A 12,008-nucleotide genomic window follows, 5' to 3' on the forward strand; every position below is an offset into this window, starting at 1 on the left:
CATCAATGCTGTTCAATGTGGCAGTTACTGAACAAGGTTCGCCGCTTCATGGAAACCGTCAGCCCGTTTCCCAGTGGAAAACATGGACAGGCAAAAGTGTAGCGGTATTAGGAACAGCTATTTAGGCACATTGAGTTCGGCACGCGCCGGTGCGGGTGTGGCAGCATTTTTGATCGGCGGGGTGCTGGGCACCTATATTGGCTGGCGTCCGGCGTTTGGTCTGCTGATCGTCTTGTCCGCCGTCATTTTCTTTCTCAGTTTCCGCATGAAAGCGGATAGGGGCCGGCCAGAAGTCAGCATTGATATTGTCGGCGTGGTACTGGCAGCAACCTCAATCATTCTGCTCTCTTTCGGCTTCAACAACCTTAACCGCTGGGGAATGGGTCTGGTTCGAGACGCTGCGCCTTTCGATCTGCTTGGCTTCTCTCCGGCGCCCTTTATGATCGCGCTGGGTATCGTTCTCGGTCAGCTCTTCGTGGTCTGGACGCGACGCGTAAAAGAAAAAGGCAAAACCCCATTGCTGGCGCTGGAAGTGATTACCTCACCAACGGAGTGGGCAGCCGTGGTCGCCATGTTTGCGGTGGTCGCGCTGGAAGCGATGCTGAACTTTTCTGTGCCACTCTACATTCAGATTGTGCAGGGCAGCACGCCGCTGGCAACCGCCATCGCCATGATGCCGTTCAACCTGTCCGTATTCTTCTCCGCAACGCTTATCGTGCGCTTTTACCACAAGCTGACGCCGCAAAAGATTGGCCGCTACGGCTTCATCATTTGTACCCTTTCACTGCTGTGGCTCGCTTTTGTGGTGCGTAACAACTGGAGTGAGTTCGCGGTGCTGTTTGGTCTGGTGGCGTTCGGTATTGGTCAGGGCTCGCTGGTCACCCTGCTGTTTAACGTGCTGGTGAGTGCTTCACCGAAAGAGTTGGCGGGCGACGTCGGCTCACTGCGCGGCACCACCAACAATCTGGCGAACGCGATTGGTACCGCCGTGGCTGGTGCACTGTTAGTCAGATTGCTCAGTTCCAGCGTGATGCGCAACATTGTGCAAACGCCTGTGCTGACCCCTGAAATTCAGGCACAGGTGAATCTGGATAATATTAACTTTATCAGCAATGACCGTCTGCTCACCGTGCTGTCGCAAACCACGGCAACGCCAGAACAAGTGGCTGAAGCGGTGCGCGTCAACGAGGAATCGCGCCTGAAAGCGCTGAAGTTTGGTCTGCTGATCATGGCCTTCCTGTCCATGATGGCGATCATCCCGGCAGGCCGACTGCCTGGCTATCTGCCCGGTGAACTGCCTGCGGATAATCTGGATAAAGAGCCAACCAAATAGGTTAATATCGGATCGTAAAAAGGCACCGGTAATAACCGGTGCCTCCCGTCATCCTCGGCGCAAGCCGGGGATCTCTGTGAGAAGAAACGCGTCTCTTCTGCAAGAGATTCCCGCTTTCGCGGGAATGATAGAGGTGGGCGGGAATGACTGTTTTATGCTCCGGTGACAACCGGAGCCTTTTGATGATAGAGAAACCGGCTTAACGGACCGACGGGATCTGCTGAGTAATGCAGTGAATGTTGCCACCGCCTAATAGAATTTCGCGCGCAGGCACGCCTACAATGGCGTAATCCGGGAACATCTGTTGCAGCAGGTCACGCGCCGTATCATCGGTACGCGCATCCAGTAACGGGAAGATAATCTGCTGATTGCTGATCAGAAAATTCACGTAAGAACCCGCCAGACGCGAACCGGCTAAACGTTCAATCGCATCACCCGATGCGACACCCGCCGCTTCCTCTTCCGTGGCATAGAGCGGGCCCGGCGCAGGCAGCTTCCAGATCTTCAGAGCACGCCCTTGCGCATCCCGAGTCTGGGATAAAACCTGATACGCCGCGACAGAGCGCGCATACTGCGGATCGTTGTCATCATCCGTCCAGTGCAGCGCCACTTCACCGGGGCGCACAAAGCAGCACATGTTATCGATGTGGCCGTCGGTTTCGTCGTTATACACCCCTTCTTCCAACCAGATAATGGTGGAAATATTGAGGTAGTCACGCATCAACTGCTCAATCTCAGCCTTACTCAGATGAGGGTTGCGGTTCGGGTTCAGCAAGCATTCTGCCGTGGTCAACAGCGTGCCTTCTCCATCAACGTGAATAGAGCCGCCTTCCAGAATCAGCGGTGCCGCATAGCGTGCGTCACCGTGGTGCGCCAACACCTGCTGCGCGACCTGTTCATCCTGTCGCCAGTCGTCGTACAACCCGCCCAGCTCGCCGCCCCAGGCGTTAAACTGCCAGTCGATACCCCGGCGCTCACCGTTACCGTTTAGCACCACGGTCGGTCCAGTATCACGCATCCAGGCGTCATCGCTTTCCATCTCAACCAGCGTCACCGTTGCAGGCATCAGGCTACGCGCCTGCGCCATCTGCTGCGCTGGTACGCCCATGATCACCGGCGTCTTCTGACCAATCGCCTGTGCTACTGCGGCAAACGTCTGCTGCGCAGGCAAGGCATTATTACGCCAGTTATCCAACCGATAGGGCCAGATCATCCACACCGCATCATGAGGTGCCCATTCGGCGGGCATGAAAAAGCCATCCTGACGCTGCGTCGAAGTGAGAGTCGAAGGTGACATCGATTATCTCCGGGTCTTGCCGTCAGAAGTGCCAAGCGCCGTGTACATCTCCGGACGACGGTCGCGGAACAGCCCCCAACTGGCGCGTTGAGCAGCGATCGCTTCCAGATCGAAGGTGTGCACCAGCACCGCTTCATCCGTTTTATTCGCCTGCGCCAACAGCGCGCCGGTTTGATCGGCAATGAAGGAGGAGCCATAGAAGGTCATTTCCAGCCCATCGAGATACTTGCTCGCTTCAGTCCCAATACGGTTAGAGGCAATCACCGGCACCAGATTGGCAGCCGCGTGGCCTTGCTGCACCCGCGTCCAGTGTGGCTGGCTGTCGATATCCGGGTAAGCCGGTTCAGAACCGATAGCGGTAGGGTAAAAAATCAGCTCTGCGCCCTGCAACGCCAGGCTGCGCGCAGTTTCCGGGAACCACTGGTCCCAGCAGATGCCCACACCCACTTTGGCGTAACGGGTCTGCCACACCTTGAAGCCGGTATCGCCAGGGATAAAGAACTGCTTTTCCTGATACGCCGGGCCATTGGGAATGTGAGTTTTACGGTACACATCCAGTACGCTACCGTCGGCGTCAATCATCACCAGCGAGTTGTAATAGGCATTATTGGCGCGCTCAAAGAAGCTCAGCGGCAATACCACCTCAAGCTCAGCAGCCAGTGCGGAGAAGTGTTTGATAAGCGGGCTGGTTTCCAGCGTTTGCGCCAGAGCATAATGCTCAGGACTCTGATCGATACAGAAGTAAGGCGCGGCGAACAGCTCCTGAATCAGGATTATTTGAGCACCCTTGGCGTGCGCCTGTCGCACCAGTTTTTCGGCATTCTCAATATTCTTGGGCAGATCCCAGGAACACGCCATCTGCGTTGCGGCAACGGTCACTTTTGTCATGCGAAGACCTCTATTATCTCTCTATTACGCTGGCTCAATGCCAGCCCTACCCGCTTAAGTGTACGACGCTATTATGGCTTACGCAGCACCCGCTGTATACGCGCCTGCTCCCAGCGCTGCCAACGATCGCGCAGCCAGAACACCTTAACGGCATTCAGCGCCAGAAAGCTGCCCCAGATAAGCAGCGGCCACAAGAACCAGTGGGAGCCCGGCGATGTCATTCGGTTCACCACGAACAGCACCAGATTGACCACAACATAAACCACAAGCGAGCGCCAGAAACGGCTCTCTCGTCGCACCTGACGTTTTGCTGCCTGAACGCGCAGCTCAAGCGATTCTCCGCTCAGAGTTTGCTCGCTCTCTTCCGTCATCAACTCGGTAACATTCACGCCAAACGCTGCGGCGATGGCACCGAGCGTATCCAGACTGGCACGCTCACCATTCTCGATTCGCTGAACGGTTCTGACACTCAAAGAGGAGAGTTCCACCAGTTGCTCCTGGGACCAAGCGCGGGCAAGGCGTAATGTTTTAATCGGATTGGTATTCATGGTTGTTTTCCTCATGACTGTTTTTTCAACGCTATTTTTTAAAGAAATAAAAAACACAGCCTCAACCTACGCCCGCTCAGCTGCCGCGAACACGACAGCGACCTGACAGCAACCTGACACGCTCCCGACAGACTGCCACATCAAGAAAAAAAACCACCCTGTCGTCATACGGCGGGATGGCTTTTATTGCGAAAGAATACAGACACCAGATTTAGAACAGCTTTCTCGCCGTCTCCAGCCAATCACGCTTGAAGGGCCGTTTCATGTTCTCAATGGCATCGATGATATCGTGGTGCACCATTTTTTCGTTCTGAATGCCGACGCAGCGACCGCCGTAGCCTTGCAGCAGCAGTTCAATGGAGTACGCGCCCATACGCGACGCCAAAATACGGTCATAAGCTACCGGGGAGCCGCCGCGCTGAATGTGGCCCAGCACCGTAGAACGCGTTTCACGCCCGGTTTCTCTTTCAATATAGCGTGCAAGTTCGCCGATATCGCAGATGTGCTCTGTAATGGCGACAATGGCGTGTTTTTTCCCTTTGGCGATGCCTGCTTTAATTTCACACACCAGGTCTTCCGGTTTAAACTCTTCTTCCGGTAGCACAATAAATTCGCAGCCCCCGGCAATCGCCGCGGCCAGCGTCAGATCGCCGCAGTGGCGTCCCATCACTTCCACGATGGAAATACGTTGGTGAGAAGAAGAGGTATCGCGTAAACGGTCAATGGCTTCCAGTACGGTTTCCAGTGCGGTGAAATACCCAATGGTGTAGTCGGTGCCTGCCACATCGTTATCGATGGTGCCCGGCAGGCCAATACACGGGAAGCCCATTTCAGTCAGGCGCTTGGCACCCATGTAAGAACCGTCACCGCCGATCACCACCATGGCATCCAGACCACGGTTTTTCATGTTCTGTACCGCGACTTCACGTACGTGATCGTCGCGAAACTCGGGGAAACGCGCCGATCCTAAAAAGGTGCCGCCGCGATTGATAACATCAGACACGCTGTAGCGGTCCAACTGCTCCATGCGATCCTGGTACAAGCCCTGATAGCCATCATAGATACCGTAGACTTCCAAACCTTCCGTCAGCGCCGCGCGTACTACGCCGCGAATCGCCGCATTCATGCCTGGCGCATCACCACCGCTCGTCAATACTCCGATTTTCTTGATCATGACAACCTCTGGACTTGTAGATGTAGTTTTGCAGGATGTTTCTATCAGACGGGCCGCCGTGGCGAACCATCGCTCACCTTTTTAGGCATATTATAACAAATGTCCTGAGCTGAATTGATTCAGGTCAGGCAAAATAATGCCGCACAATCCATTTTCTATCACATTTCTCAAACAAATACAGGCTGGATCACACCTCGATGCGCCCGCGCTGTTCTTCCGGTACGGCAGAGGACGGGTCTTGATGGATAAGAATATCGGCACCGGGAAAACGCTGACGCAGCGCCTGCTCCAAACTGTCCGCAACCTCATGTGCCCGAACCAGCGGCAGCGAATCATCCATTTCCAGATGCAGTTGAATAAAACGGGTCGGCCCTGAGCGCCGGGTGCGCAGTTGATGTGCGCCATGAATGCCCGGCCAGCCACGAATCAGCGCAACAATGGCCTGCTGCTCTTCTTCTGGCAGCGCGCGATCCAGCAGCGATTGCACCGCGTCATAGCCGATGCGCAGGGCGCTGTAGAGAATATAAACCCCAATCCCCAACGCAAACAGGGCATCAGCGTAGGTGATACCGCGCCAGCTTAATACTAGCGCCACCAGAATGGCGCCGTTCATAAACACATCGGACAGGTAATGCAATGAATCGGCGCGTATCGCCTGACTCTGGGTCTTGCGTACCACCCAGCGTTGAAAAGTCACCAGCAGCAGCGTTGCCACCAAGGCAATCACGGTGATGACAATCCCCACTTCTGGTGCATACAGCGGTTGCGGCGCACTCAGCCGTTGGAACCCAGTGAAGATCAGGAACAGCGCGGAGCCGGCAATGAACATGCCCTGCGCAATGGCGGCCAGTGACTCTGCTTTGCCATGACCGAAAGCATGCTCATCGTCAGCGGGTTGGAGCGCATAACGCACGGCCAACAAGTTCACCAGTGACGCGCTGATATCCACCAGTGAATCCACCAACGAGGCCAATAAACTGACTGAACCGGTGTACCACCAGGCGAAGGCTTTAATGATAAATAACAGCAGCGCCACGATTGTCGCAACCACTGCGGCGCGCGTTACCCAATGCGCATACTGCAAATCCATCACGCACCTCGCCTCAACAAAGCATGTTATCCAATCATGACATTACTTCATGACAGCATGGCTAAACACGAGCGCATAGCGCCGAAAAATGAACAGGCACCACAGCAGCGCAATGCCGCCCAGTGAGGCCCCCACAAAACCAATCTCGTTCATGCCGACATGCGTGATGATCTGGTTGCCCAACAGCGCACCACCGCCGATACCCACATTATAGATGCTGGAGAACAATGCCATGGCAACATCCGTGGCATCAGAAGCCAGCGTCAGGACTTTTACTTGCATGCCAAGGCTCAGCGCCATAATGACGATGCCCCACAGCACACAGACGATGGACAATCCCAATGGGTTATTGGCCATTGGCAGCAACAGCGCCATGCACAACGGCAATGCCGCGATGCTCGCCACCAGAAAGCCCGCTGGATAGCGGTTGCTGTAGCGGCTGAAAAGCATGCTGCCGATGATACCGGCACCGCCAAAAATCAGCAGCAATACGGTGGTGAAATTTTCGCTTAATCCGGCGACCCGCTGCACGAAAGGTTCGATATAGCTGTAAGCGGTAAAATGGGCCGTCACCACCAGCACCGTCAGTGCATAAATACACAGCAAAGCCGGGCGCTTGAACAGCAATGGCAGGCTTTTCAGAGAGCCAGAATGGCTGCTGGGCAGCGGAGGCAACAGTTTCATCAACACCAGCAGAACCGCAAAAGCCACCACGCCAATACCGCTGAAGGTGACGCGCCATCCCATGTACTGCCCGATCAGACGACCGAGCGGCAGGCCCAGTACCATTGCCAGCGCGGTGCCGGTTGCCAACAGGCTCAGCGCCTGCGCTTTTTTGCCCGGAGGTGCCAAACACACCGCCAACGAGGCCGTGATTGACCAGAAAATGGCATGCGCCAGCGCCACACCGATACGCGCCGCCACCAGCACCCAGAAATTCCAGGCCAAACCGGAAATGATGTTGCACACGGCGAACAGGATAAACACTTTGATCAGCAGTCCCCGCCGTTCCATATCACTACATGCCAGCATAAAGGGCAACGACATGGTGCCCACCACCCAGGCATAAATCGTGATAATCAACCCTACCTGTGCGGCGCTCATCGAAAAACTGACGGCAATATCGGACAACAAGGCAACGGGCGTAAATTCAGCGGTATTAAAAATAAAGGCCGCCATAGCGAGGCTGATAACACGAAACCATGCTATCGAACGGGATGAAAGGGTCATGGGCTGCACACTACCAGATATCAACAACGTAGAAAGAAAATCGGCAGCGCGTCGCGCCGCTGGGAGAGGCATCGAACGCTGCACGCGAACAGAAAAATGGCCGGGCTACACCAAAGGCAGTGCCTGCACCGACCAAAATCTGCAAAGCAGATCACATTTTACGCTGAATCGAGGCGGGCTGTGGTACTTTTTTTAGGCAGTTAATCGAAGAACAGCGCCGATTTTAGGTATCAACTCAGGTGTAATCACTGAGCAGAGGGATGAATTTACTGGTTTTATCTGGCGTTTCGTTCCTTAACACCCCACTGTTTTTGAAAGCCTTTTCCTAAAAAACAGCCAAAAAAAAGCCCGTCATCATGACGGGCAAAAGACAGGGATGGTGTCTATGGCAAGGAAATCAACTTCTTACTACTCTCACTACACACTACTCACTACAGGGTTACTCAGGGATTCGGTTCACTGTTCAGCGCCCCACAGGAGGGACATGGATGCTTCAGCTTGGGATAACTGCTGCCGCATCTCGTTCATTCGCTGCTGATAACGCTGTTCTAGAACTGTTTTTTGCTCATAATTCAGCAAGTTATACATTTTATTGCGCACGCGCGTCATTTCTATCTGGCGCTCAACCTGTGCTTGCATCATCTGCGAAATCTGTTTTCTGACGGCCGCGTCATCAAATTTCTCTGCGGTCACCAAAGTGTGCATTTTTTCTATATCATTTAAGTGCAGCACGGGCGCATCTTGCCTTGCCTGTTGCATCAGGTCACGCAGGTGTTGACGCTGTTGTTCCGTCAGTTTCACACCATCAAATAGACCGCGCTGACTGATGGCGTTTCGCAAGGCTGCATCGCCAGGGTGCCAACCAGGCAGTGACGCACTATCGCTATCGGCTACTGATGCGTTAACGACACCGAACATCAGCAATGAAATGAGAGAGATTTTTATGCGCCGTAGCATCATCACCCCCCGGTACAATGCGCCAATCTGTGAATCAATGAACACAAGTCTAAACACCTTGCTGCAAACATGCGTCAGAGGATATAAAACTACGTAAAGTCATGGAATAGCGTCGATCTATGACGTATTTTGCCCCTGGAGGTAGCCTAATCATGAACAAGATTCTGTTGGTGGATGACGACAAAGAACTCACCGCTTTGTTGAAAGAGTTGCTCGAAATGGAAGGCTTTAACGTTGTCGTTGCCCACGATGGCGAACAGGCATTAAACGTATTGGACAGTACGGTAGATTTGCTGTTGTTGGACGTCATGATGCCGAAGAAAAACGGCATCGACACCTTGAAAGAGGTACGGCAGCAGCATCAGACGCCCGTCATCATGCTAACCGCGCGCGGTAGCGAACTGGATCGCGTTCTGGGGCTGGAACTGGGGGCAGATGATTATCTGCCTAAACCGTTTAACGATCGTGAACTGGTGGCCCGTATTCGCGCCATTTTACGCCGCTCATCGTGGACCGAGCAGCAGCAAACCACGGATAACGGTTCACCGACCGTTGAAGTGGACGGTTTGCGCCTTAATCCGGGGCGCCAGGAAGCGAGCTTCGACACCGAAGTGCTGGATCTCACCGGCACCGAGTTCACGCTGCTCTACCTGCTGGCGCAGCGGCTGGGACAAGTGGTGTCGCGCGAGCATCTCAGTCAGGAAGTGCTGGGTAAACGTCTGACGCCATTCGATCGTGCGATAGACATGCACATTTCCAACCTGCGACGTAAACTGCCGGAGCGTAAAGACGGGCAACCCTGGTTCAAGACGCTGCGCGGACGCGGTTATTTAATGGTATCAACAAGTTAAAATAGGTAGCTGCGCGGCATGATCGACAGTTTGACTTCGCGCATTTTCGCCATTTTCTGGCTGACGCTGGCGTTGGTGCTAATGCTGGTGCTGATGTTGCCCAAGCTGGACTCACGCCAGATGACGGCGCTGCTGGAAAACGAGTATCGTCAGGGCGTGATGCTGGAGCAGCATATCGAAGCCGATCTTGCCGCCGATCCGCCTAACGATCTGTTTTGGTGGCGACGCCTGTTTCGCGTGATCGAAAAATGGTCACCGCCGGGGCAACGTCTGGTTTTCGTCACGAGTGAAGGGCGCATTTTCGGTACGCTGCAAAAAACCGAAATGCAGATTGTGCGTAACTTTATCGGCCAGTCCAATAATGCCGACCATCCGCAGAAGAAAAATTATGGTCGGCTCGAGCTGCTCGGGCCGTTTTCCGTGCGCGACGGTGAGGATAATTACCAGGTTTATCTGATCCGCATGGCAAACAGCCCGCAGTCCGATTTCATCAATCTGCTGCTAGACCGCCCGCTGCTGTTACTGATTGTCACTATGCTTATCAGCACACCGCTGTTGCTTTGGCTGGCCTGGAGCCTGGCAAAACCCGCGCGTAAGCTGAAAATTGCTGCCGATGAAGTGGCGCAAGGCAACCTGCGCCAGCACCCTGAGCTGGAAGCTGGGCCGCAAGAGTTCCTCGCCACTGGCGTCAGCTTTAACCAAATGGTCAGCGCGCTGGAACGCATGGTTACCGCGCAACAGCGTCTGCTTTCTGATATCTCCCATGAACTGCGCACACCGTTGACACGCTTGCAATTGGCGACCGCGCTGCTGCGCCGTCGCCAGGGCGAAAACAACGAGTTGAACCGCATTGAAACCGAAACGCAGCGGCTGGACAGCATGATCAACGACCTGCTGGTGTTATCGCGCAACCAGCACAAGAACGAGCTGGGGCGTGAATATATCCGCGCCGATGAACTGTGGGGAGACGTGCTGGACGATGCCCGCTTTGAAGCCGAGCAAATGGGTAAAACGCTGGACGTGCCCTATCCACCCGGCCCCTGGCCGCTGTTCGGTAACCGTTCCGCACTGGAAAGCGCCTTCGAAAACGTGGTGCGCAACGCCCTGCGCTACTCAAATATCCATATCAGCGTCAACTTTTCCGTTGATAATCAAGGAATAACCATTAACGTTGACGATGATGGCCCCGGCGTTAACCCGGAAGATCGCGAGCAAATCTTCCGCCCGTTCTATCGCACCGATGAGGCGCGCGATCGGGCATCGGGCGGTACGGGGTTAGGGTTGGCAATTGTGGAGAATGCGATTACGCAACATAAAGGCTGGGTTAAGGCAGGAGACAGCCCGTTAGGGGGGTTACGTCTGACCATCTGGCTGCCGCTGAACGAGCGCTAAGCACAGAATGTACACGTGGGGTACGGCGCGTTGCGCCGCCCCGCTAGCGCATACGCTGAATCACTTGCAGCAATTCCGCGATCGCTGCTTCCCCGCCATCGTCCAATACCGCCTTACGCACGCAGCCGTTGGTGTGATCGGCCAGCAATTGATTGGCGACAGCATTAAGCGCGGAACGCGCCGCAGAAATCTGATTAAGGATATCAACGCAATAACGGTCTTGTTCGATCATCTGACCGATACCGTTAACCTGACCGTTAATCCGATTGAGCCGGTTCAGCCGGTTCAGCCGGTTCAGCAGCGCTTTTTTACGCGGCTGAACCACACGGCGAACATCCGGTTCATCGGCAGAATTGGCCGCTTCAGTGGCAGCGGCACAAAACTCGCATTTACGCGACGACGTCAAAGCCGAGTCCTTCGACAGTGTCGCGGAAGACGTCTGGGGTGGCTTTTTCTGTCTCATTGTACTCCACGTTTACCAGACCGGTTTCCAGCGTGACCTGCACACCCTGAAACCCATTAAGCGCTTCCAGCGCGTTCTTGACCTTACTGGCGCAGCCGCCGCAGAACATACCTTGGACGTTGATTGTAACATAGGACATAAAATACTCTCCATTTCACATTGTGTGACACCGGGTAGAGCCGGAAGGCTCAGAATATCAGTCGCACCGGGTCGGTTTCCAATGACGTAACAGCAGTGAATTGCTCAGCACAGAAATCGAACTGAGCGCCATGGCACTCCCGGCAATAACCGGATTCAGTAACGACAACGCCGCCAGCGGAATGCCCAGCACGTTGTAGAAAAATGCAAAAAACAGATTCTGTTTCACCTTGCCGAGCGTCGCGCGCGACAGGCTGATGGCATCCAGTAGGCTATCAAGGCGGTTACGCATCAGCACCACGTCCGCCGTATCCAGCGCAATGTCCGAGCCCGCGCCAATGGCAAAGCCCACATCCGCCGCCGCTAATGCAGGCGCATCATTGATACCGTCGCCCACCATACCCACACAGCGTCCATTGGCCTGAAGGCGCTGTATCTCCGCCGCTTTATGCTCCGGCAACACCTGAGCCACCACGTTGATGATCCCCACCTGTTTGGCAATCACCGCCGCCGCACGAGGATTATCCCCCGTCAACATCATGACCTCGATCCCCTGATGTTGCAGGTCGGCGATTGCGGTACGTGCATCGTCGCGCACCTTAATCTGCAAGCGCAATGTACCCCAGCAGAAGGTCAGCACGGGCTAC

At 54.8% G+C, this 12,008-nt stretch carries 13 protein-coding genes and 1 pseudogene; 4 read left to right on the plus strand and 10 right to left on the minus strand.

Going from position 1 to position 12,008, the window contains the following annotated elements; all coding sequences use genetic code 11:
* Together ACTBDZ_RS10190 and ACTBDZ_RS10195 are read left to right on the plus strand one after the other, a co-directional pair.
* Positions 1–102 (plus strand): hypothetical protein (locus tag ACTBDZ_RS10190; RefSeq protein WP_438814434.1); only part of this gene is annotated, 102 nt, incomplete at its 5' end.
* A 19-nt stretch (positions 103–121) separates the two neighbouring features.
* Positions 122–1,333 (plus strand): annotated as a pseudogene (locus ACTBDZ_RS10195) (MFS transporter); the annotation flags it as partial.
* A 199-nt stretch (positions 1,334–1,532) separates the two neighbouring features.
* On the opposite strand, the gene aguA reads toward ACTBDZ_RS10195, so the two are convergent.
* The 7 genes from aguA to cpxP all read right to left on the minus strand — a co-directional run bounded on the left by aguA (position 1,533) and on the right by cpxP (position 8,520).
* A complete protein-coding gene (gene aguA, locus ACTBDZ_RS10200) occupies positions 1,533–2,630 on the minus strand; it encodes an agmatine deiminase (protein WP_438815219.1) in 1,098 nt (365 codons plus the stop codon).
* A 3-nt stretch (positions 2,631–2,633) separates the two neighbouring features.
* On the minus strand, positions 2,634–3,518 hold the full coding sequence (aguB, locus tag ACTBDZ_RS10205) for an N-carbamoylputrescine amidase (RefSeq protein ID WP_438815220.1): 885 nt from the start codon (positions 3,516–3,518) through the stop codon (positions 2,634–2,636).
* Positions 3,519–3,589: 71 nt separating this feature from the next.
* The gene (locus ACTBDZ_RS10210; RefSeq protein ID WP_438815221.1) at positions 3,590–4,066 is read right to left on the minus strand and encodes a 2TM domain-containing protein; all 477 of its coding nucleotides are present in this window, start codon (positions 4,064–4,066) and stop codon (positions 3,590–3,592) included.
* A 211-nt stretch (positions 4,067–4,277) separates the two neighbouring features.
* On the minus strand, positions 4,278–5,240 hold the full coding sequence (gene pfkA / locus ACTBDZ_RS10215; protein ID WP_438815222.1) for a 6-phosphofructokinase: 963 nt from the start codon (positions 5,238–5,240) through the stop codon (positions 4,278–4,280).
* Between the two features lie 187 nt (positions 5,241–5,427).
* A complete protein-coding gene (gene fieF / locus ACTBDZ_RS10220; RefSeq protein ID WP_438815229.1) occupies positions 5,428–6,330 on the minus strand; it encodes a CDF family cation-efflux transporter FieF in 903 nt (300 codons plus the stop codon).
* A gap of 42 nt (positions 6,331–6,372) precedes the next feature.
* The gene (locus tag ACTBDZ_RS10225; protein ID WP_438815223.1) at positions 6,373–7,560 is read right to left on the minus strand and encodes a sugar transporter; all 1,188 of its coding nucleotides are present in this window, start codon (positions 7,558–7,560) and stop codon (positions 6,373–6,375) included.
* A gap of 456 nt (positions 7,561–8,016) precedes the next feature.
* The gene (cpxP, locus tag ACTBDZ_RS10230; RefSeq protein WP_438815224.1) at positions 8,017–8,520 is read right to left on the minus strand and encodes a cell-envelope stress modulator CpxP; all 504 of its coding nucleotides are present in this window, start codon (positions 8,518–8,520) and stop codon (positions 8,017–8,019) included.
* Between the two features lie 149 nt (positions 8,521–8,669).
* On the opposite strand from cpxP, the gene cpxR reads away from it, so the two are divergent.
* Complete coding sequence (gene cpxR / locus ACTBDZ_RS10235; RefSeq protein WP_222159118.1) at positions 8,670–9,368, plus strand: envelope stress response regulator transcription factor CpxR; 699 nt, start codon at positions 8,670–8,672, stop codon at positions 9,366–9,368.
* 18 nt (positions 9,369–9,386) lie between these two features.
* Entirely contained in the window at positions 9,387–10,760 is a 1,374-nt protein-coding gene (cpxA, locus tag ACTBDZ_RS10240; protein ID WP_438815225.1) for an envelope stress sensor histidine kinase CpxA, read from the plus strand.
* 43 nt (positions 10,761–10,803) lie between these two features.
* Here cpxA and ACTBDZ_RS10245 read toward each other — a convergent pair whose 3' ends face one another.
* From ACTBDZ_RS10245 to ACTBDZ_RS10255, 3 genes are read right to left on the minus strand one after another with little or no spacing between them, the layout of a single operon-like run.
* Complete coding sequence (locus ACTBDZ_RS10245; protein WP_438815226.1) at positions 10,804–11,166, minus strand: metal-sensitive transcriptional regulator; 363 nt, start codon at positions 11,164–11,166, stop codon at positions 10,804–10,806.
* Positions 11,150–11,362, minus strand: coding sequence for a heavy-metal-associated domain-containing protein (locus ACTBDZ_RS10250; protein ID WP_438815227.1), 213 nt, complete (start codon positions 11,360–11,362; stop codon positions 11,150–11,152). The genes ACTBDZ_RS10245 and ACTBDZ_RS10250 overlap by 17 nt, the downstream gene beginning before the upstream one ends.
* Positions 11,363–11,419: 57 nt before the next feature.
* Positions 11,420–11,971: a heavy metal translocating P-type ATPase gene (locus ACTBDZ_RS10255; RefSeq protein ID WP_438815228.1), complete on the minus strand. Its 552-nt coding sequence runs from the start codon at positions 11,969–11,971 to the stop codon at positions 11,420–11,422.
* Positions 11,972–12,008: the final 37 nt, after the last annotated feature.

The organism is Symbiopectobacterium sp., assembly GCF_051710365.1.
GTDB lineage: Bacteria > Pseudomonadota > Gammaproteobacteria > Enterobacterales > Enterobacteriaceae > Symbiopectobacterium.

Excerpts from the sequence above, each read along its gene's own strand:
- aguA (WP_438815219.1), bottom strand. The coding sequence starts at position 2,630 with ATGTCACCTTCGACTCTCACTTCGACGCAGCGTCAGGATGGCTTTTTC.
- aguB (WP_438815220.1), bottom strand. The coding sequence starts at position 3,518 with ATGACAAAAGTGACCGTTGCCGCAACGCAGATGGCGTGTTCCTGGGAT.
- ACTBDZ_RS10210 (WP_438815221.1), bottom strand. The coding sequence starts at position 4,066 with ATGAATACCAATCCGATTAAAACATTACGCCTTGCCCGCGCTTGGTCC.
- pfkA (WP_438815222.1), bottom strand. The coding sequence starts at position 5,240 with ATGATCAAGAAAATCGGAGTATTGACGAGCGGTGGTGATGCGCCAGGC.
- fieF (WP_438815229.1), bottom strand. The coding sequence starts at position 6,330 with ATGGATTTGCAGTATGCGCATTGGGTAACGCGCGCCGCAGTGGTTGCG.
- ACTBDZ_RS10225 (WP_438815223.1), bottom strand. The coding sequence starts at position 7,560 with ATGACCCTTTCATCCCGTTCGATAGCATGGTTTCGTGTTATCAGCCTC.
- cpxP (WP_438815224.1), bottom strand. The coding sequence starts at position 8,520 with ATGATGCTACGGCGCATAAAAATCTCTCTCATTTCATTGCTGATGTTC.
- cpxR (WP_222159118.1), top strand. The coding sequence starts at position 8,670 with ATGAACAAGATTCTGTTGGTGGATGACGACAAAGAACTCACCGCTTTG.
- cpxA (WP_438815225.1), top strand. The coding sequence starts at position 9,387 with ATGATCGACAGTTTGACTTCGCGCATTTTCGCCATTTTCTGGCTGACG.
- ACTBDZ_RS10250 (WP_438815227.1), bottom strand. The coding sequence starts at position 11,362 with ATGTCCTATGTTACAATCAACGTCCAAGGTATGTTCTGCGGCGGCTGC.